21 protein-coding genes and 3 tRNA genes are annotated in these 18,321 nt (G+C 70.1%); 9 read left to right on the top strand and 15 right to left on the bottom strand.

Going from position 1 to position 18,321, the window contains the following annotated elements:
- Positions 1-180 precede the first annotated feature (180 nt).
- The 5 genes from rplA to RMO85_RS08215 all read right to left on the bottom strand — a co-directional run bounded on the left by rplA (position 181) and on the right by RMO85_RS08215 (position 2,771).
- Positions 181-900 carry a 50S ribosomal protein L1 gene (gene rplA, locus RMO85_RS08235; protein WP_310528244.1) on the bottom strand — a complete coding sequence of 240 codons (720 nt, stop codon included), beginning with the start codon at positions 898-900 and terminating at the stop codon, positions 181-183.
- Positions 901-981: 81 nt separating this feature from the next.
- Complete coding sequence (gene rplK, locus RMO85_RS08230; protein ID WP_310528243.1) at positions 982-1,410, bottom strand: 50S ribosomal protein L11; 429 nt, start codon at positions 1,408-1,410, stop codon at positions 982-984.
- A 71-nt stretch (positions 1,411-1,481) separates the two neighbouring features.
- Positions 1,482-2,294, bottom strand: a complete 813-nt coding sequence (gene nusG / locus RMO85_RS08225; protein ID WP_310528242.1) for a transcription termination/antitermination protein NusG — start codon at positions 2,292-2,294, stop codon at positions 1,482-1,484.
- 100 nt (positions 2,295-2,394) lie between these two features.
- Positions 2,395-2,652 (bottom strand): preprotein translocase subunit SecE, encoded by a 258-nt coding sequence (gene secE / locus RMO85_RS08220; RefSeq protein ID WP_310528241.1) that lies wholly within the window; start codon positions 2,650-2,652, stop codon positions 2,395-2,397.
- A gap of 46 nt (positions 2,653-2,698) precedes the next feature.
- A tRNA-Trp gene (locus RMO85_RS08215) sits at positions 2,699-2,771 on the bottom strand.
- Between the two features lie 190 nt (positions 2,772-2,961).
- Here RMO85_RS08215 and RMO85_RS08210 point away from each other — a divergent pair.
- On the top strand, positions 2,962-3,999 hold the full coding sequence (locus RMO85_RS08210) for an adenosine deaminase (RefSeq protein ID WP_310528240.1): 1,038 nt from the start codon (positions 2,962-2,964) through the stop codon (positions 3,997-3,999).
- A complete protein-coding gene (locus RMO85_RS08205; RefSeq protein WP_310528239.1) occupies positions 3,996-4,655 on the top strand; it encodes a DUF4190 domain-containing protein in 660 nt (219 codons plus the stop codon). The genes RMO85_RS08210 and RMO85_RS08205 overlap by 4 nt, the downstream gene beginning before the upstream one ends.
- A 10-nt stretch (positions 4,656-4,665) precedes the next feature.
- Here the strand turns inward: RMO85_RS08205 and RMO85_RS08200 are convergent, their stop codons facing one another.
- The 8 genes from RMO85_RS08200 to RMO85_RS08165 all read right to left on the bottom strand — a co-directional run bounded on the left by RMO85_RS08200 (position 4,666) and on the right by RMO85_RS08165 (position 9,157).
- Positions 4,666-5,706, bottom strand: coding sequence for a UDP-N-acetylmuramate dehydrogenase (locus RMO85_RS08200; protein ID WP_310528238.1), 1,041 nt, complete (start codon positions 5,704-5,706; stop codon positions 4,666-4,668).
- Positions 5,699-6,085 (bottom strand): MaoC/PaaZ C-terminal domain-containing protein, encoded by a 387-nt coding sequence (locus tag RMO85_RS08195; RefSeq protein WP_310528237.1) that lies wholly within the window; start codon positions 6,083-6,085, stop codon positions 5,699-5,701. The genes RMO85_RS08200 and RMO85_RS08195 overlap by 8 nt, the downstream gene beginning before the upstream one ends.
- A complete protein-coding gene (locus RMO85_RS08190) occupies positions 6,085-6,519 on the bottom strand; it encodes a MaoC family dehydratase N-terminal domain-containing protein (RefSeq protein WP_310528236.1) in 435 nt (144 codons plus the stop codon). Before RMO85_RS08190 ends, RMO85_RS08195 begins: the two co-directional genes overlap by 1 nt.
- Positions 6,520-6,593: 74 nt before the next feature.
- Positions 6,594-6,764 (bottom strand): 50S ribosomal protein L33, encoded by a 171-nt coding sequence (gene rpmG, locus RMO85_RS08185; protein WP_028654832.1) that lies wholly within the window; start codon positions 6,762-6,764, stop codon positions 6,594-6,596.
- Between the two features lie 41 nt (positions 6,765-6,805).
- Positions 6,806-6,879, bottom strand: a tRNA-Met gene (locus RMO85_RS08180).
- Positions 6,880-6,920: 41 nt separating this feature from the next.
- Positions 6,921-6,993: transfer RNA gene (locus tag RMO85_RS08175), tRNA-Thr, on the bottom strand.
- Positions 6,994-7,054: 61 nt separating this feature from the next.
- Positions 7,055-8,464 (bottom strand): amidase, encoded by a 1,410-nt coding sequence (locus tag RMO85_RS08170; protein ID WP_310528235.1) that lies wholly within the window; start codon positions 8,462-8,464, stop codon positions 7,055-7,057.
- A gap of 102 nt (positions 8,465-8,566) precedes the next feature.
- The gene (locus RMO85_RS08165; protein ID WP_310528234.1) at positions 8,567-9,157 is read right to left on the bottom strand and encodes a DNA-3-methyladenine glycosylase I; all 591 of its coding nucleotides are present in this window, start codon (positions 9,155-9,157) and stop codon (positions 8,567-8,569) included.
- Between the two features lie 80 nt (positions 9,158-9,237).
- On the opposite strand from RMO85_RS08165, the gene RMO85_RS08160 reads away from it, so the two are divergent.
- The 4 genes from RMO85_RS08160 (at position 9,238) to RMO85_RS08145 (ending at position 11,602) form a co-directional block, all read left to right on the top strand.
- Entirely contained in the window at positions 9,238-9,570 is a 333-nt protein-coding gene (locus RMO85_RS08160; RefSeq protein ID WP_310528233.1) for a metalloregulator ArsR/SmtB family transcription factor, read from the top strand.
- 12 nt (positions 9,571-9,582) lie between these two features.
- Entirely contained in the window at positions 9,583-10,578 is a 996-nt protein-coding gene (locus RMO85_RS08155; RefSeq protein ID WP_310528232.1) for a TIGR03086 family metal-binding protein, read from the top strand.
- Between the two features lie 5 nt (positions 10,579-10,583).
- The gene (locus RMO85_RS08150) at positions 10,584-10,946 is read left to right on the top strand and encodes a TfoX/Sxy family protein (RefSeq protein WP_310528231.1); all 363 of its coding nucleotides are present in this window, start codon (positions 10,584-10,586) and stop codon (positions 10,944-10,946) included.
- Between the two features lie 89 nt (positions 10,947-11,035).
- The gene (locus RMO85_RS08145) at positions 11,036-11,602 is read left to right on the top strand and encodes a TerD family protein (RefSeq protein WP_310528230.1); all 567 of its coding nucleotides are present in this window, start codon (positions 11,036-11,038) and stop codon (positions 11,600-11,602) included.
- Between the two features lie 13 nt (positions 11,603-11,615).
- Here RMO85_RS08145 and RMO85_RS08140 read toward each other — a convergent pair whose 3' ends face one another.
- Positions 11,616-12,602, bottom strand: coding sequence for a pirin family protein (locus tag RMO85_RS08140; protein ID WP_310528229.1), 987 nt, complete (start codon positions 12,600-12,602; stop codon positions 11,616-11,618).
- A gap of 7 nt (positions 12,603-12,609) precedes the next feature.
- Positions 12,610-14,958 (bottom strand): FdhF/YdeP family oxidoreductase, encoded by a 2,349-nt coding sequence (locus RMO85_RS08135; RefSeq protein WP_310528228.1) that lies wholly within the window; start codon positions 14,956-14,958, stop codon positions 12,610-12,612.
- A gap of 91 nt (positions 14,959-15,049) precedes the next feature.
- On the opposite strand from RMO85_RS08135, the gene RMO85_RS08130 reads away from it, so the two are divergent.
- The 3 genes from RMO85_RS08130 to RMO85_RS08120 form a co-directional block, all read left to right on the top strand.
- On the top strand, positions 15,050-16,165 hold the full coding sequence (locus RMO85_RS08130; RefSeq protein WP_310528227.1) for a glycosyltransferase: 1,116 nt from the start codon (positions 15,050-15,052) through the stop codon (positions 16,163-16,165).
- A gap of 60 nt (positions 16,166-16,225) precedes the next feature.
- Positions 16,226-17,314: an N-ethylmaleimide reductase gene (nemA, locus tag RMO85_RS08125; protein ID WP_310528226.1), complete on the top strand. Its 1,089-nt coding sequence runs from the start codon at positions 16,226-16,228 to the stop codon at positions 17,312-17,314.
- Positions 17,315-17,456: 142 nt separating this feature from the next.
- Positions 17,457-18,321 (top strand): ABC transporter ATP-binding protein (locus RMO85_RS08120; protein ID WP_310528225.1); only part of this gene is annotated, 865 nt, incomplete at its 3' end.

The following is an 18,321-nucleotide window of genomic DNA, read 5'->3' as shown; positions in this document are numbered from 1 at the left end:
CGGGTCTACACCGAATAGGGCGGCTGCCCGCACCGACGTGACGTCAGCCCATGCCGGAGACGTTGTCGGCGTCGACCCACATCTCGATGCCGAGCAGCTCGAACTCACCTACCGCCCGCGACTCAAATGACCGCACCCCGGCCGCCTGGGCGACCGGGGTGCTGACTCATCGAGCGTGGCTCAGGCCTGGCCCTCGTCCTCGCCCGCGACGTTCTTGGTGCGGTTGGGGTCGACCTGGACGCCGGGGCCCATGGTCGTGGAGACGGTGACCTTCTTGATGTAGCGGCCCTTGGAGCTGGCCGGCTTCAGACGCAGCACCTCTTCGAGCGCCGCGGCGTAGTTCTCCGCGAGCTGAGCCTCGGAGAAGGACGCCTTGCCGATGATGAAGTGCAGGTTGGAGTGGCGATCGACGCGGAACTCGATCTTGCCGCCCTTGATGTCGGAGACGGCCTTGGCGACGTCGGCCGTCACGGTGCCGGTCTTCGGGTTCGGCATCAGCGAGCGCGGGCCGAGGACGCGACCGAGGCGACCGACCTTGCCCATCATGTCCGGGGTCGCGACGACGGCGTCGAAGTCGAGCCAGCCACCGTTGACCTTCTCGATGAGCTCGTCGCCACCGACGAAGTCGGCGCCGGCCTCACGTGCAGCGTCGGCCTTCTCGGCGTTCGCGAACACGAGGACCCGGGCGGTCTTGCCGGTGCCGTGGGGCAGGATGACGGTGCCGCGCACCATCTGGTCAGCCTTGCGGGGGTCGACGCCCAGACGCATGACGACGTCCATGGTCTCGTCGAACTTCTTCTTCGAACCGGCCTTGGCCAGCTTGATGGCGGTCAGCGGGGCGTAGAGCTCGTCCTTGTCGAACTGCTCTGCCGCTGCGCGGTAGGTCTTGCTGCGCTGCATGGGAATCCTCTTATCTGAAAAGTGTGGTCGTGAATGAGCCAGCGCGGCTCTGCCACGGGTGTTGCTCGCGGACGCGAGATGTCAGTCGGTGGTGACGCCCATGGATCGGGCGGTGCCCTCGACGATCTTCATCGCGGCGTCGATGTCGTTGGCGTTGAGGTCGGGGAGCTTGGTGGTCGCGATCTCGCGCACCTGGGCCTTGGTCAGCTTGCCGACCTTCTCCTTGTGCGGGACGCCTGAGCCCTTCTTGAGGCCAGCGGCCTTCTTGATGAGCTCGGCGGCCGGCGGCGTCTTCGTGATGAAGTCGAAGGACCGGTCCTCATAGATCGTGATCTCGACCGGGATCACGTTGCCGCGCATCGACTCGGTCTGCGCGTTGTAGGCCTTGCAGAAGTCCATGATGTTCACGCCGTGGGGACCGAGTGCGGTACCCACCGGCGGAGCCGGAGTTGCTGCGCCAGCCTGCAGCTGCACCTTGACGAGTGCAGCAATCTTCTTCTTGGGAGGCATTACTTTCTCTCTCTCGTGTGGTCATGACGGGGGTAGGACCCCCTGCCACTACTTACCTGCAGGTGCTGAGCTCAGACCCGCTGAATCTGGCTGAAGCTCAGCTCGACCGGGGTCTCCCGGCCGAAGATCTCGACGAGGGCCTTGACCCTCTGGGACTCGGCGTTGATCTCGGTGATGGTCGCGTGCAACGTCGCGAACGGACCATCGACCACCATCACGGAGTCGGACACGTCGAAGTCGGCCACCTCGACCGGCTTCTTGCTGGTGGCGCCACCGCGACCGGACTTGTCGCCGGCTGCGGCAGCAGCCTCGGCCTCGGCCACGGCGACCACGGCGGGGGCGAGCATGTCCTCGACCTCGGTCATGCTCAGCGGCACCGGCTGGTGGCTGTGACCGACGAAGCCGGTCACGGACGGCGTGTGGCGCACGGCCGACCACGACTCGTCGGTGAGGTCCATCCGGACCAGGACGTAGCCCGGGAGCACGGTGCGGGTGACCATCTTTCGCTGGCCGTTCTTGATCTCCGCGACCTCCTCGGTGGGGACCACGATCTCGTGGATGTAGTCCTCCATGTTGAGGGAGATGATGCGGTTCTCGAGGTTCTGCTTGACCCGCTTCTCCATGCCGGAGTAGGTGTGCACGACGAACCAGTCGCCCGGCTTGGCCCACAGCTCGCGACGGAACGCCTCGAGCGGGTCGTCCGCGGCAGGCTCGTCGTCCTCGGTGGACTCCTCGGCGGTGTCCTCGGTGGACTCCTCGTCTGCCTCGGGGCTCACCTCAGCCGCCGCGTCCTCCTCAGGAGCATCCTCGAGGATGTCCTGCGGGGTCGCCTCAGGGGCGTCAGTGGCCTCGTACTCATCCGAGGAGTCGTGCTGATCCGACACGTGGTGCTCCGAACGTTGATCTGCGGGGTGTGACCGGCCTGCTGCTCGCCGATCGACTGGACTGGTGCGTTTCACACGGCGCCGGTGACCCGGCGGGAGGTCACTGGGCCGAGTTGCCGGCGAACAGGGCAAACACGAGCTTGCCGAACGCCAGGTCGAGGACCGAGACGAGCGCCATCATGAACAGGACGAAGACCATGACCACCAAGAAGTAGGTGACCAGCTGCTCCTGCGTCGGCCAGACGACCTTGCGGAGCTCGGCGACGACCTGACGGTAGAACGTGGCAGGACTGGTGCGCTTCCCGTCGTGTGGACGGGAGTCCTCGCGCGACTCGTGGACCGCGCTGGAGTCCGACACGTCTGCCACCAACTCTCTGTGTTACTCGTGTTTTCCGTGTGTCTTGCAGGGCACGAGGGACTTGAACCCCCAACCTTCGGTTTTGGAGACCGATGCTCTGCCAGTTGAGCTAGTGCCCTCCGGTGGCTCCCGGTTGCGCACCGGGCTCCGCCCACCCGCTGCGGGCGACCCGCGGACGGGCAGCACGAAGCATGTGGCAGGACCACCAAACCCGAAGCATACGCAAGGCCCCCCGGCGGCGTCGAACCGGCGGCGTACCCGCGCTCGACCGGCCACTGTCGCGCTCCGGCGATGCCTAGGATGCACGCCATGGGTCATCGGGACGTCCGTACGCTCCCCAAGGCCCATCTCCATCTGCACTTCACCGGGTCCATGCGACACACGACGCTGCTCGAGCTGGCCGAGCGCGATGGCATCGCCCTGCCCGACAGTCTCGTCGAGGACTGGCCCCCGCAGCTCTCGGCCGCCGATGAGAAGGGCTGGTTCCGCTTCCAGCGCCTCTACGACGTCGCGCGCTCCGTGCTGCGCACGCCCGACGACGTACGCCGATTGGTGCTCGAGGCCGCCGAGGACGACGTCGCGGACGGCGGCCGGTGGCTCGAGATCCAGGTCGACCCCAGCGGCTACGCCGCCCGGTTCGGCGGCATCACCGCCTTCACCGACCTGGTGCTCGACTGCGTCCGCGATGCCTCCGCACGCACGGGACTGGGCATGGCCGTGGTGATCGCGGCCAACCGGACCCGGCACCCGCTCGACGCACGCACCCTGGCCCGACTGGCCGCGCAGTACGCCGACCGCGGCGTGGTCGGCTTCGGGCTCTCCAACGACGAACGGCGCGGCCGGACCGGGGACTTCGCCGGTGCGTTCGCGATCGCCGAGCGCGCCGGGCTGCTGCTCGCACCGCACGGCGGGGAGCTGCGCGGGCCCGAGCACATCCGGGTCTGCCTGGAGGAGCTCCACGCCGACCGGCTCGGGCACGGGGTGCGAGCCGCCGAGGACCCCGCCCTGCTCGATCGGATCGTCGAGGCGGGGGTGGCCCTGGAGGTGTGCCCGGTGTCCAACGTCGCGCTCGGCGTCTACTCCGACCTGACGTCGGTGCCGCTCCCCCAGCTGATCGCGGCGGGCGCGACGATCGCGCTGGGCGCCGACGATCCACTCCTGTTCGGCTCGAGGCTGGCCGGCCAGTACGCCACGATGCGCGCCGCCCACGACCTCGACGACGCCACCCTGGCCGACCTCGCGCGCAGCTCCTTCACGGCCTCCCGGGCACCGGGCGACATCATTGCCGGAGCAACCCGCGAAATCGACGCGTGGCTGTCGGTGGTTCCTGAGACAATGCTGGCGTGACGCCACCCAACGAGCCGCCGAGCAACCCCTACGACCCCGACTGGCCGAAGCCGGAACAGCCCGCGCAGGGCGGGGGCAACGAGCCCCCGAGCCAGCCCCCGAGCCAACAGCCGAGCCAGCCCCCGAACCAGCCGCCGAACCCGGCGTGGGGCCAGCCCTCGGGCGAGCCGTCCACCCAGCCGTACGGTCAGGACCCCTACGCGCAGCAGCCGCCTCCGGCGGCCGGGCAGCCGTACGCGCCCTACGGCCAGCAGCAGCCCTACGGCCAGGCGCCCTACGGCCAGGTGCCCTACGGCGCACCGCCGTACGGCGCACCGATGGCTCCGAAGCACCCGTCGGCGACCACCGCCATGGTCCTCGGCATCGGCGCGCTCGGCGGCATGTTCGTCTGTGGCATCCCGATCGTGCTGGCGCCGTTCGCCTGGATGATCGGGGGCCGGGTCGTCAAGGAGATCGACGCCGACCCGGGTCGCTACTCCGGTCGCGAGCAGGCCCAGGCCGGTCGGATCATGGGCATGATCGGCACCGCCCTGCTGGTCCTCGGCCTCATCGCCGTCGTTGGTCTGATCGCCCTCGCTTTCGTGGTCCCCTCGAACAGCGGCGAACTGAGCTACGACCCGAACACCGGCTACACCACGTCCGGGCCGTCCAACTGATCGCCGTCGCTCAGAGGCTGCAGCCGACGAGCACCGGCTCGTTGACGAGGCGTACGCCGAAGGCCTGCTCCACACCGTCGCGCACGGCCCGCGCGAGCGTGAGCAGCTCCTCGGTCGTGGCCGAGCCCCGGTTGGTGAGCGCGAGCGTGTGCTTGGTCGACAGCGAGACCCGGCCACCGAGGTCGTAGCCCCTGGTGAACCCGGCGTGCTCGATCAGCCAGGCGGCACTGGACTTCACGGTGCCGTCGGTCTGCGGCCAGCGGGGCGCTTCGGCGGGCAGCCGAGTCGCCTGTTCGGGAGTCAGGTGCGGGTTGGTGAAGAAGGAGCCCGCGCTCCACGTGTCGTGGTCGGCGGCGTCGAGGACCATGCCCTTGCCGGACCGCAGTCCGAGAACGGCTCGACGCACGTCGGCGAGCGGTGCGCGCTCCCCCGCAACGATGCCGAGGGTGCGCGCCAGCTCGGCGTACTCGACCGGAGCGCCCAGGGTGCCGGGCCGGAACTGGAAGTCGACCGTGAGCACCACGTGGCGCGACGGGTCGGCCTTGAAGCGGGAGTGCCGGTAGCCGAAGCCACACTCGGCTGCCGCGAAGGTGCGCACGCCCCTGAGGGCGCGATCCCACACCCGCACCGACGCGATGGTCTGGGCGACGTCCTGGCCGTAGGCGCCGACGTTCTGGATCGGGGTGGCCCCGACGCTGCCCGGGATGCCGGAGAGCGCCTCGACACCCACCCAGCCCCGCTCCACGGCGGTCCCCACGACGTCGTCCCACGTCTCGCCGGCGGCGACGCGCACCATCACCCCGCCGCAGACGCCCTCACAGTCGTCGGTGTCCGCGGTGATCCCCGTGGCGGCGACCTCGACGACGAGTCCCTCGAAGCCCTCGTCGGCGACCACCAGGTTGGAGCCGCCACCGAGCACCAGCACCGGCGTGCCGCTCGCGTCGGCCGCCGAGACGGCATCGATGAGCTCCTGCTCGGAGGTGGCGCGCACCCAGTCGCCGGCCGGGCCACCGAGTCGCAGCGACGTGTGGTCGGCGAGGAGCTCAGGCACGCACGACAGCCTTGGGCATCCCGAGGACCTTCACGTCGTTGCAGGTCACGTCGAGGGCGATGGTGACCAGGCCGTCCTCGACCTTCTTCACCGACCCGGAGACGACCACCTCGACCGAGCCGGACGCGGGCACCACGACGGGGTTGGTGAACTTGCAGCCGAGCTCGACGACCTCGGCCCCCTCGGTCCACGACGCGACCGCGCGGCCGGCCAGCCCGAGGGTGAGCATGCCGTGGGCGATCACCCCCGGCAGGCCGACGCTGCGCGCGACGTCCTCGTCCTGGTGGATCGGGTTGGGGTCGCCGCTCGCCTCCGCGTAGGCGACCAGGTCGGCGCGGGTCAGCGCATAGGTGATCGGGTCGAACGCGTCGCCGGGCATCATGTCGGGCCTCCGGTGTGGACCAGGGTGGCCTTCGCCGTACAGACCAGCGCGCCGTCGGCGTCGAGGATCGCGCTGGTGGTGCCGATGATGTCGGCGCCGCCGATCTGACGAAGCGAGGCCACCGTCAGCGTGGCGCTCAGGCGGTCACCGACCCGGATCGGGCGCTCATAGGCGAAGCGTTGCTCCCCGTGGATGATCCGGAACAGGTCGATCTGCTCGGCGGCCAGGAAGGCGTTCATCGCGTCGAAGGCGAGGACGATGGGGTACGTCGGCGGCACCGTGGCCTCGGCCGGGCCGTCGACCGGGCCGTCGACCGGGCCGTGGATCGGGCCACCGAGAGCCGACGCGAACGCGGCGACCTCGTCGGGTGTCACCGTGCGTTGACTCGTCGGCGGGAACTCGCGCCCCACCAGGGACTGATCGACCGGCATGTCGTGAGCCTAATTGACTCCGAAATCGACGACGACCCGCCAGGCGGCCTGGCGGGTCGTCGTGACAGCTGGGATCAGCGGGTCTCGCGGTGCGCGGTGTGCTTGCGGCACCGCGGGCAGAACTTCGACAGCTCGATGCGGTCGGGGTCGTTGCGGCGGTTCTTCTTGGTGATGTAGTTCCGCTCCTTGCAGTCGACGCACGCGAGCGTGATCTTGGGGCGAACGTCAGAGCTCTTGCTGGCCACGGGAAGTCCTTATTGGTTGCGTATCGATCGAGGCTGTTCGGTAGCGGGGGCGGGACTCGAACCCGCGACACCACGATTATGAGCCGTGTGCTCTAACCACCTGAGCTACCCCGCCGCCAGGCGGATGCCGCCAGACTACGACGAACTCCAACCCAGGGCCCCTTTACGGAATCGAACCGTAGACCTTCTCCTTACCATGGAGACGCTCTGCCGACTGAGCTAAAGGGGCAACGACGGAGAAGAATACACAGGCCCGAGCGGGAACTGAAATCGTGTCGGCGCGGCCCCCGTCAGCCCTGAATCCCGTCCTGGATCCGGGGCCACGGAGCGGCCTCCTCCAACTCGTAGGCGAGCTCGAGCAACCGGGCCTCGCGACCCCGTCCGGCGCCCAGCATCATCCCCTGCGGCAGGCCCGAGGACGTGGTCGCCAACGGCAGGGAGATCGCGGGTTCGCCGGTCGCATTGGCCAGCGGTGTGAAGGCCACCCAGTCGAGCAGACGGTCCATGATCTCCTCGTAGTCGGCGCTCGGCGAGAGGTGGCCGACCTGGGGGGTGGCAGTCGCAAGGGTGGGGGTGAGAGTGACGTCGTACGTCGCCCGGTGCCGCGCCGCGAGGCGCTTGCTGCCGGCGATCGCGGCGATCGCGCCGGGCAGTCGGTGCAGATGACGGCGGGTGTGCCGGTCGAGTCCCAGGGTGAGGTTGTCGAGGCGGCTCGGATCCCAGGTGGAGCCGAACGACGCCCGGCCCGTGCGCACGATGAACATCGCCAGCATCCCCCAGTAGAGGAGGAAGTCGTCGGCGAACGAGTCGGGCACGGGTGAGTCGACCTCCTCCACGCGATGGCCCAACGACTCGAGGAGCGCGGCGGTCTTGAGGGTCAGCTCGCAGACCTCGGGGCTGGCATCGCGGCCGACTCCCTGGGTCACCACACCGATCCGGAGCCGGGCACGGCCGGGTCGGGTGATGTCGCCGATCGGCGCCAGGCGCGGGTGCCGGAAGACCTTCTCGGCCTCGCGATAGAACGCCGCCGTGTCGCGCACCGACCGGGTCAGGACGCCGTCGGAGATGATCCGCACCGGCATGTCGCGCATCGCCTTGTCCTGCGCCAGCCGGTCGCGCGTCGGCTTGAGGCCGATGAGGCCGTTGACCGCGGCCGGGATGCGGATGGAGCCGCCGCCGTCGTTGGCGTGGGCGATCGGGACCACACCGGCCGCAACGAAGGCCGCCGAGCCCGCCGAGGAGGCGCCGGCGTAGTGGTCGAGATGCCAGGGGGTGCGCACCGGGCCGAGTCGTGCGTGGTCGACCGCGGCGTTGAACCCGAACTCCGAGAGCCGTGTCTTGCCGAGAGGGACAACGCCGGTCGCGAGGAACATCCGGGCGAAGTCCCCATCGTGCCGGCTCACCTTGGCGACGAACGCGTCGGTGCCCTGTTGGGTGGGCATGCCCTCGACGTCGACGTTGTCCTTGATGAACGTCGGCACGCCGGCGAAGTAGCCCGGACGCGGGGCCCGCGCCTCGGCGCGCGCCCGGTCGAACGCGGCGTACGCCATCGCACCCAGGTCGGCGTCGACGGCCCCGGCGCGAGCGATCGCCGCCTCGATCACGTCCACGACGGGCAGGCCGTCATGCATGGCCGCGACGAGGCCCACCGCGTCGAGGTCCTGGAGGGCATCGTCGGCGAAGGCGTGCACACGGGTCATGACGCGCAGATTAGCGCGCGCACGACCAAGGAGCGGTCTATCGCAGGATCAGGAGGAGTGCGGGGAGCAGGACGCTCGTGGCGAGGGCCGTCAGCCCCGTGATCACGCCCACACCCCGCTGGTGCCACGACGATGACAGCCGACGAGATGGTCATCCACGATGCCGATGGCCTCCATCAGCGCATACATCGTGGTCGGGCCGACGTGCGCGAAGCCGATCTTCTTCAGGGCTCTGCTGAGCGCGAGGCTCTCGGCGCTGGTCGTCGCCATCTCGCTGGTGTCGTGCGGCGCGGGCGTCCGGTCGGGGCGGAACGACCACAGGAAGTCGACGAGTCCGCCCTGCTCGCGCAGCATCACGGTCGCGCGGGCGTTCGCGACGGCGGCCTCGATCTTGCGCCGATTGCGGACGATCCGCGGCTCCAGCATCAGGCGCTCGGTGTCGCTGGCGCCGAAGGCGGCGAGGACTTCTGCGTCGAAGCCGGCGAACACCTCACGGAAGGCCTCGCGCTTGTTCAGGATCGTCAGCCAGGACAGGCCCGACTGGAAGGCCTCGAGGGTGATCCGCTCGAGGTGCGCGGCCTCGCCGTCGACCGGCATGCCCCACTCGGCGTCGTGGTAGGCGAGGTTGACCGGATCGCCTGCGCCCCACGGGCAGCGCGCGAGTCCGTCGTCTCCGATCACGGGTCCGGCCATGGGCGTCATCCTCGCGCATCAGGTGCACGTCGCCGTACCCGCCGTTGACACAACACGTTAGTCATCACTAACGTATTCCCATGACCGACGCCCTCTCCGCAGCCGCAGAGCCCACCAGGCGCCGGATCCTGCAGTTGCTGGCCCCGCAGCCGCGGACCGTCAGCGAGATCGCTGCCGACTTCACGATCACCCGCTCGGCCATCTCCCAGCACCTGTTGCTGATGGAGCAGGTCGGCCTGGTGAGCGCCGAGAAGGTCGGACGGCAGCGGATCTATCGCGTCCGGCCCGAGGGCCTGCGCGACCTGCAGGCTGAGATCGACCGCTTCTGGACCACCGAGCTCGATCTGCTCGTGGCCGACGCGCACCACCTCCACGACGACCACCGCAAAGACAACCGCAATGACAACCACTGAAAGGCAATCGCCATGACCACCTTCACCAAGACCGCCGTCCTCCCCGTCTCCGCCGACGAGGCGTTCGCTCTCGTCACCGAGCCCGAGCGGCTGCGCCGCTGGCAGGCCGTCACCGCTCGCATCGACCTCCGCGCCGGAGGCGACTTCCGGTGGACGGTGACCCCCGGCAACATCGCCGTCGGCACCGTGCGGGAGGTCGAACCGGGCAAGCGGATCGTGCTGGGCTGGGGCTGGGAGGGCGGCATGAGCGGCCTAGACCCCGATGCCTCCACCGTCACCATCACCCTTACCCCGGTCGGTGCGGGCACCGAGGTCACGCTCGTGCACGAGGGGCTGAGCGAGGAGCAGGCCGTCGGCCATGCCGAGGGCTGGAACCACTTCTTCGAACGGCTGGACAGGCTGGTCACCACCGGCGACGCCGGCCCCGACGAGTGGGCCGCCGCGCCAGCGAACCTGGACGAGCTCACCGCCGCCGAGGCCACCCTGGCCGTGCTCCAGCCGGTCCTGCGCGGCCTCACCACCGAGGACCGGGCCAGGCAGACGCCGTGCGCCGAGTTCGACGGCCACGCGCTGGCCGAGCACCTCTTCGACTCCATCATCGGGGTCGGTGCCATGGGCGGCGCCGAGGTCGTGAACCCGGAGGAGGGCTCGCTGGAGAACCGGGTCTCGACCATGGCAGGCACGGCCATCGATGCCTGGCGTGCCCGCGGCGTCGAGGGCATGGTGTCGGGCCCCGGCGGCCACGAGCTGCCGGCGACGGTGGCGGCCGCGATCCTCTCAATCGAGTTCCTGCTGCACGCCTGGGACTTCGCCCAGACCAGCGGCCAGCAGCTCGTCGTGTCCGACGAGGTCGTGGCCTGGGTCAGCGAGCACGGCTCCGACATCATCGCGGACGGTCGCGACCGCGGCGCCTTCACCGACGAGGTCGAGGTCCCGGCCGATGCGTCCCCGCTCGACAAGCTGGCGGCGTTCGCGGGTCGCCGTAGCCTCACCGCGGCCGTAGCCTGACGATCATGGAGATGCCGAAGCACAGCGACGAGGACAAGGCGCGCTTCCGGTCGCTGGTCACCGACGGGCCGGGCATCGAGATCAAGCCGATGTTCGGCTCGGTCGGGGCGTTCGTGAACGGCAACATGTACGCCGGGCTGTTCGCGAGCGACATCGGCGTCAAGGCATCGCCGGATGCTCTCGCGGAACTCGCCGCGATCGAGGGCTCCGGGCCGTTCGGACCGCCCGAACGGCCGATGGGCGGCTGGCTGTCGCTGCCCGCCCACTTCTCCGACGAGGACGCGATGGCGTGGATCGAGCGGGCGCGCGAGCACATCGCCACGCTGCCGCCGAAGGTCAAGAAGGCGAAGAAGTCGGCCAAGACGTAGGTCGGCCTCCTCGACCCCGACACCGATCCCGCCCGCGCGGGGAGCACGAGCAGCCCACCTCCGGCTGCCCGGCAGGTAGGTTCGACGACGTGATCGACCTGAGCAAGGGACAGTCGCTGACGCTGGCGGCCGAGGGCGGGCGGCCGCTCACGAGCGTGCAGATGGCCGTCGGCTGGGAGCACTCCCCCACCGCCGGGTTCATCGGCAGCGGTGCCGCGCCCATCGACCTCGACGCCTCCGCTGTCCAGTTCGCCGACGGCCAGTTCTTCGACCTGGCCTTCTTCAACAACCTGGCCACTCGCGACGGCTCGGTCGTGCACCTCGGTGACAACACCACCGGGAAGGGGGAGGGGGACGACGAGGCGCTCAGCGTCGACCTCACGAAGGTCTACGCCAAGGTCGACACGATCCTGTTCCTGGTCACCAGCTATCAGGGTCACTCGCTGGAGTACATCCGCAACGCCTACTGCCGGCTCATCGACGGTGACGGCGCCGAGTTCGCTCGCTTCACCCTCACGCTGGGGGTGCAGGAGACGGGGCTCGTCCTGGCCAGGCTGTCGCGCGACGGAGACGGCTGGAAGCTCCAGGCGATCGGGTCGGGCATCGCGCTGAAGACGCCCACGGACTCGATCGACCTCCTGCTGCCATACGTCTGAGCGGCGCGCCTGGTCAGCCGCGGGCGCGGAGCCGGGCGTTCGGCAGCGGCGGGGCGGGGATCGGCGGCAGGTGGTCGCCGAGGACCACGCCGTACCTCCCGGGTGCGACGTCCTGGCTGTCGTGCACGTCGTCGACCTGGGTCTGCCATTCATCGCGGAACGCGACGATCTCCTCGTGGGTGCGGCCGACGAAGTTCCACCACATGACGATCGCCTCCCCGAACGGCGGGCCGCCGAGCACGACCACGCGCACCTCCTCGGAGCCCGCGCTCAGCGCGAGCGTCGAACGGCCGGGGGCGACGTAGGCGAGCTGGTCCTGCTTCACGTCGCACTCGCCGACGTGCAGCACGCCGCGGTCGACGAGGAACCCGAGCTCGAAGGAGTCGTCCACGTCGAGCTCGAGGGTGGCACCGGCGTCCAGGTGCAGCTCGGCGCCGAGGAGCGGGGTGTACGTCGCCACCGGTGACGTGTCGCCGAGCAGCGAGCCGAGGAACACGCGCGCCCGCCAGCCGGGCCCCGTCACCGGAGCCGGGGCGTGGTGGGCGAAGCGCGGATCGACGTGACGGCTGGCATCGGGCAGGGCCACCCACAGCTGCACGCCGTGCAACGTCGTCGTGGTGGGCGTGGAGATCTCGGAGTGGCTGATCCCACGTCCAGCCGTCATCAGGTTCACCTCGCCGGGTCGCACCCGGGCGTGGTTCCCGGCACTGTCGCGGTGCTCGATCTCGCCCTCGAACAACCAGCTGACCGTCTGCAACCCCGTGTGCGGGTGCGGGGCCACGCTCATCCCACCCGAGTGGGTGACGAGGTCCGGCCCGTAGTGGTCGACGAAGCACCAGGCCCCGATCAGCGACCGCTGGCGTTGCGGCAGGGTGCGACGTACGCGCATCGCACGCGGCCCACCGAGGGGCACCTCGCGTGGCCTCAGCACCTCAGTCCCGCAGTCGACGTCGCCCGCGGTCGCCACGGTCTCCTGCGGGTCGCACTCGGGGTTCGTCACGGCGAGCTCAGCTCAGGTGGACGGGGTCGACGCTGCGCCGCCCACCCTTGCGCTGACTACCCGCGGCGGGCCGATCGGTCGGCACGTAGCCGGGGCGTTCGAGCCGCACGATGACGGACTTCGAGGCCGGGGTGTTGCTGCCCTCGGCCGTCGCGTCGAGCGGGACGAGCGGGTTGGTCTCCGGGTAGTAGGCCGCCGCACAGCCGCGCGGCTGGTCGTAGGAGACGATCCGGAAGTCCCGGGCGACGCGTTCGCCGTCGTCCCACTCCCCCACCAGGTCGACCATGTCGCCGTCGGACCAGTCCATCGCGGTGATGTCGTCCGGGTGCACGAACACCACGCGCCGTCCGCCCTTGATGCCTCGGTAGCGATCGTCGAGCCCGTAGATCGTGGTGTTGAACTGGTCGTGAGAGCGCAGGGTCTGCAGGATCAGCCGGCCGGGCTCGACATCGAGCACCTCGATGGGGGTGGCGGTGATGACGGCCTTGCCGGACTTCGTCTCGAAGGTGCGGGTGTCCCGCGGCGGGTGCGGCAGCACGAACCCGCCCGGCTGGTCGACCTTCTCGTCGTAGGCCGCACAGCCGGGCACCACGCGCGCGATGTGGCGACGGATCTGGCCGTAGTCGTCGCGCATCGCGGCCCAGGGCACCGGGGAGTCCGGCAGCGTCGCCAGCGCCAACGAGCAGATGATGTCCACCTCCGAGCGCAGGTGCGGCGAGGCAGGCTTCAGCGGGCCGTGCGAGGCGTGCACCGCCGACATGGAGTCCTCCACGGTGACGCGCTGGAGCCGCCCGCCGGTGAGGTCACGCTCGCTTCGTCCCAGCACGGGCAGGATCAGCGCCTCGCCGCCGGTGACGAGGTGGGAGCGGTTGAGCTTGGTGGAGACGTGGACGGTGAGCGCACAGTTGCGCATCGCACGCTCCGTCACCTCGGTGTCGGGAGCGGCGGAGACGAAGTTGCCGCCCATCCCCACGAACACCCTCACCTTGCCGTCGCGCATGGCACGGATCGCCTTGACGGTGTCGTAGCCGTGCTCGCGCGGCGGCTCGAAGTCGAACTCGGCGCCGAGGGCGTCGAGGAAGTGGTCGGGCGCCTGCTCCCACACCCCCATCGTCCGGTCGCCCTGCACGTTGGAGTGCCCGCGCACCGGGCAGAGGCCGGCACCGGGTCGGCCGATGTTGCCCTGGAGCAGGGCGACGTTGACGATCTCCTTGATGACCGCGACCGAGTTGTGGTGCTGGGTGATGCCCATCGCCCAGCAGGTGACCGTGGCGTCGGAGTCGCGGAACATCTCCGCAGCCTCGGTGATCTTCTCGCGGGTCAGCCCCGTCGAGGCCTCGACCTTGTCCCAGTCGAGCTCGGCGACGTGGGCGACGTACTGATCGAAGCCCTCGGTGTAGCGCTCGAGGAAGTCGTGGTCGAGGGCGTCCCACTGGACGAGGAGGGAACCGATGGCCTGGAAGAGCGCGAGGTCGCCGTTGATCCGGACGGGGAGGTGCAGGTCGGCCATCGCCGTGCCGGTCCCGACGACGCCGCGGGCGCGCTGCGGGTTCTTGAACCGGACGAGGCCGGCCTCCTCCAGCGGGTTGATCGAGATGATCCGTGCGCCGTTGCCCTTGGCCTCCTCGAGGGCGGAGAGCATCCGCGGGTGGTTGGTGCCGGGGTTCTGGCCGGCGACGACGATCAACGACGCCTGGTGGATGTCGTCGAGGCTGACCGAGCCCTTGCCGATGCCGATCGTCTCGACCAGCGCGGTGCCGCTGGACTCGTGACACATGTTGGAGCAGTCGGGCAGGTTGTTGGTGCCGAAGGCCCGGGCGAACAGCTGATAGGTGAACGCAGCCTCGTTGGAGGTCTTGCCGGAGGTGTAGAACACCGCCTGGTCCGGGTCGTCGAGCCGGTTGAGGTGCCCGGCCATCGTGGCGAAGACTCCCTCCCAGGAGATCGGCTCGTAGTGCGTCGCGCCCGCGCGCAGCACCATCGGCTCGGTGATCCGACCCTGCTTGCCCAGCCAGTACTCCGTGCGCTGCTCGAGGTCGGCGACCGAGTGCTGGCGGAAGAAGTCCGGACCTACCCGCTCCTTGGTCGCCTCTTCGGCGACGGCCTTGGCCCCGTTCTCACAGAACTCGGCCGTGTGCCGGTGCTCCGGATCCGGGTCGGGCCAGGCGCAGCCCTGGCAGTCGAACCCGTCGACCTGGTTGAGCCGCAGCAAGGTCTGGGCCGTGCGGCGCACGCCCATCTGGGCGACCCCCATCTCCATGGCCTTGACCACGGCGGTGACACCCGCCGCCGTGTGTGGCGCTCGCTCCACTTCCAGCGAGCTCTCGTCATCGACAACACCCCGTGTGAACTTCATGGATCCCATACTGCCTCGCGATGCACGCACTGTCGTGCCCCGGACACCTCGACCCACCCTCGCGTTCACCGCGGTGCACCACCGTGCACCCATGCGGATCGCTCAACTTGCCAACTTCATCGGTCCCGCCTCGGGCGGCATGAAGACCGCCATCCACGCACTCGGCGCCGGCTACGTCGCAGCCGGCTGCGAGCGACTGCTGGTGATCCCCGGTCCGGCGGACTCACGAGTCTCGACGCCCGCCGGTGACGTCGTACAACTGCGCGCGCCGAAGGTCGGCGGTGGCTACCGGTTGATCGTCGAGCCCTGGCGCGTCACCGAGGTGCTGGAGTCGTGGCGACCGACGTCGGTGGAGCTCAGCGACAAGCTCACCCTGCTCCCCGTCGCCCGCTGGGCACGACGATCAGGCGTGGGGTCCGTGCTGCTCTCGCACGAGCGCCTCAGCGACATGTTCGCGATGCGCACCGGTCTCGACACGACGTCCAAGGTCTCGATCGCCCTGCTCAATCGCATCCTCGTCCGCAGCTTCGACACCGTCGTCGTCACCTCGCGATACGCCCGGGACGAGTTCGCCGAGGCAGCCACCGCCGCTGGCTGCCCGATGGTGCGGGTGCCGCTGGGCGTCGATCTCGACACCTTCCGCCCGGCCACGCCGGCCGTGCGAACGACCGGACCCTTGCGGCTCACGCACTTCGGCCGCCTGTCCCGCGAGAAGAGCCCCCACCTGGCGGTGGCGACGGCCGTCGAGCTCCACCGCCGCGACGTCCCCGTCCAGCTCGACGTGTACGGCGACGGCCCGCACCTGTCCGAGCTGGTCGAGCTCGCCGCCGGGGCACCCGTCACCTTCCACGGCTTCATCGAAGGGCGCCCGGACCTGGCCCGTCGTATCGCCGCCGCGGACGTCTCCTTGTCGGTCTGCCCGAGCGAGACGTTCGGACTGGCCGTGCTCGAGGCCCTGGCCTGCGGCACCCCCGTCGTCACCGCCGACCGCGGCGGAGCCCGCGAGCTGGTCGACGCCTCCTCGGGCGCCTGGGGCCGCCCGCACCCTGGCGCGCTCGCGGACGCCGTCCTCGACCTCGCCACCCGGCCCGAGGCCGTACGCCGTGCCGGAGCGCGCGCCCGCGCCGAGGAGTTCCCGTGGTCGGCCACCGTCGCGTCGATGCTCGCGGTCCACGACCGCGTCATCCGTCGCAGCCTGGTCGCCTGAACACCGCCTGCGTACCGGCCCCTTCGGAATAGGGGTCACCCACGTCCGGTTGGGCTCCACGTGACCACCCTCTTCGAGCCCCTGACCCTCGGTGCGGTGACGACGCCCAACCGCGTCTTCATGGCCCCGCTGACCCGGATGCGCGCGACCGCGCCCGGCGACGTCCCCAACGAGCTCATGCAGGAGTACTACGTCCAGCGGGCCAGCGCCGGACTGGTGATCTCCGAGGGCACGCAGATCAGCCCCCAGGGCAAGGGCTACATGGACACCCCCGGCATCCACAACGACGAGCAGGTCGCCGGCTGGCGCACGATCACCGACTCGGTGCACGCCGCCGGTGGCCGGATCGCCGCGCAGCTGTGGCACGTCGGCCGGGTCTCGCACGAGTCCTTCCACGACGGGGCGCTCCCGGTGTCGGCCAGCGCTGCGCCGTACCGCAACCGCACGACGATCCGCGGAGCGGACGGCCACCCGACCCGGGCCGACTGCCCCACACCGCGCGCCCTCGAGCTAGACGAGATCCCACGCGTGATCGAGGACTACCGCCGCGCGACGCTCAACGCCCGGGAGGCCGGCTTCGACCTGGTCGAGATCCACGGCGCGCACGGCTACCTGCTGCACCAGTTCCTCGCTGCCGACAGCAACCTGCGCGACGACGGCTACGGCGGCTCGCTCACGAACCGCGCCCGCTTGATGCTCGAGGTCACCGACGCCGTCGTCGGCGCCTGGTCGGCCGACCGCGTCGGCATCCGGATCTCACCGATCGGCTCCTTCAACGGCACCGAGGACCCCTCCGGCGCGGAGGCCGGTCTGTACGTCGCCGGCGAGCTGAGCAGGCGCAACCTGGCCTTCCTGCACCTGTCCGAGCCCGACTGGGCCGGCGGCCCGCAGCTCAGCGACGACTACCGCCGCGACCTCCGGGCCGCCCACCCGGGCGTCATCGTGGGCGCGGGCAACTACGACGCCGCCAAGGCCGAGCGGCTGATCGGAGCCGGGCTGATCGACGCCGCGGCGTTCGGCCGCTCGTTCATCGCCAACCCGGACCTGCCGCGCCGGCTCGCGGAGGGGTTGCCGCTCAACGCGCCCGCCCCGGACACGTTCTACGGCGGCGACGAGGCCGGCTACACCGACTACCCGGTCCACGTCTGACGAGTCGGCGCCAATGGACCGCCGAGTCGGCGCCAACACACGCTGGTTCACGCCGACTCGGCAGGGCATTCACGCCGACTCGCCGCTGAGGTGATTAAAGGCGTCGCGTGAGGTCCGGGCGGGCGCCTAGGCTGGCGGTCGCATGCAGGACTTCCCACCACGGATCGCGACGTTCTTCACCGGGACGAACGACGCACCCACTCCGGACCCCGACACCCGGACGCCTGCGGCGTTCCTGAGGTGGATGTTGCGCCAGCAGTGGCAGGTTATCGCGCTGTCGTCCCTGGCCTGTCTGCTGTGGCTGATGCCGCTGACGTTGGGCCCCTACATCTTCGGCAGGGCCGTCGACGACGGGATCCTCGGCGGCTCGACGACCGAGCTGTTGAAGTGGTCGGCCGTGATGCTCGGGGTGGTCGTGATCGGTGGCGTCTTCGGCGTCGTCTTCCACACCCTGATCGTCCGTAGCTGGCTGATCAGTCTCTACGGCACGACCCAGATGGTGACCCGCAAGATCGCCCAGATGGGCCACGTGCTGCCGCGTCGCTCCCCCACGGGCGAGGTGCTCAGCGTCGCGTCCAGCGACTCCGACGAGTTCGGCGCACTGACCGAGATCCTGGCGCGCTCGGCGGCACAACTCGTCTCCTACCTGACCGTGGCGGCGATCGTGCTGTCGATGTCATGGCAGCTCGGAGTGCTCGTGCTGGTGGCCGCACCGGTGCTCCTCGGCGCCGCCCTGCCGCTGCTCCGGCCGCTGCACCGTCGCCAGCAGGTCGAACGCAGCCGCAACTCCGAGCTGACCTCGATGGCCACCGACATCGTGGCCGGACTGCGGATCCTGCGCGGGATCGGCGGCGAGGATACGTTCGGCCGCAACTACGCCGACCAGTCGCAGGAGGCCCGCAAGGCCGGCGTCTCGTCGGGCATCTGGCAGGCCGCCGTCGAAGCCGTCGGCGTGCTGTTCTCCGGCGTCTTCCTCGTCAGCCTTGTCTGGCTCGGCACCCGGCAGG

It is taken from the genome of Nocardioides sp. (assembly GCF_031422975.1).
Classification (GTDB): Bacteria; Actinomycetota; Actinomycetes; order Propionibacteriales; family Nocardioidaceae; genus Nocardioides.
Note: the sequence above shows the minus strand (reverse complement) of the source record. Positions and strands in the feature narration are given on the sequence as shown.

Coding starts and splice junctions, on each gene's coding strand:
- RMO85_RS08190 (WP_310528236.1), bottom strand. CDS start 6,519: ATGCCGGTCGATCAGTCCCTGGTGGGGCGCGAGTTCCCGCCGACGAGT.
- rplA (WP_310528244.1), bottom strand. CDS start 900: ATGCAGCGCAGCAAGACCTACCGCGCAGCGGCAGAGCAGTTCGACAAG.
- RMO85_RS08170 (WP_310528235.1), bottom strand. CDS start 8,464: ATGACCCGTGTGCACGCCTTCGCCGACGATGCCCTCCAGGACCTCGAC.
- rplK (WP_310528243.1), bottom strand. CDS start 1,410: ATGCCTCCCAAGAAGAAGATTGCTGCACTCGTCAAGGTGCAGCTGCAG.
- RMO85_RS08130 (WP_310528227.1), top strand. CDS start 15,050: ATGCGGATCGCTCAACTTGCCAACTTCATCGGTCCCGCCTCGGGCGGC.
- RMO85_RS08210 (WP_310528240.1), top strand. CDS start 2,962: ATGGGTCATCGGGACGTCCGTACGCTCCCCAAGGCCCATCTCCATCTG.
- RMO85_RS08160 (WP_310528233.1), top strand. CDS start 9,238: ATGACCGACGCCCTCTCCGCAGCCGCAGAGCCCACCAGGCGCCGGATC.
- RMO85_RS08155 (WP_310528232.1), top strand. CDS start 9,583: ATGACCACCTTCACCAAGACCGCCGTCCTCCCCGTCTCCGCCGACGAG.
- RMO85_RS08135 (WP_310528228.1), bottom strand. CDS start 14,958: ATGAAGTTCACACGGGGTGTTGTCGATGACGAGAGCTCGCTGGAAGTG.
- RMO85_RS08195 (WP_310528237.1), bottom strand. CDS start 6,085: ATGCCCGGCGACGCGTTCGACCCGATCACCTATGCGCTGACCCGCGCC.
- RMO85_RS08150 (WP_310528231.1), top strand. CDS start 10,584: ATGGAGATGCCGAAGCACAGCGACGAGGACAAGGCGCGCTTCCGGTCG.
- RMO85_RS08165 (WP_310528234.1), bottom strand. CDS start 9,157: ATGGCCGGACCCGTGATCGGAGACGACGGACTCGCGCGCTGCCCGTGG.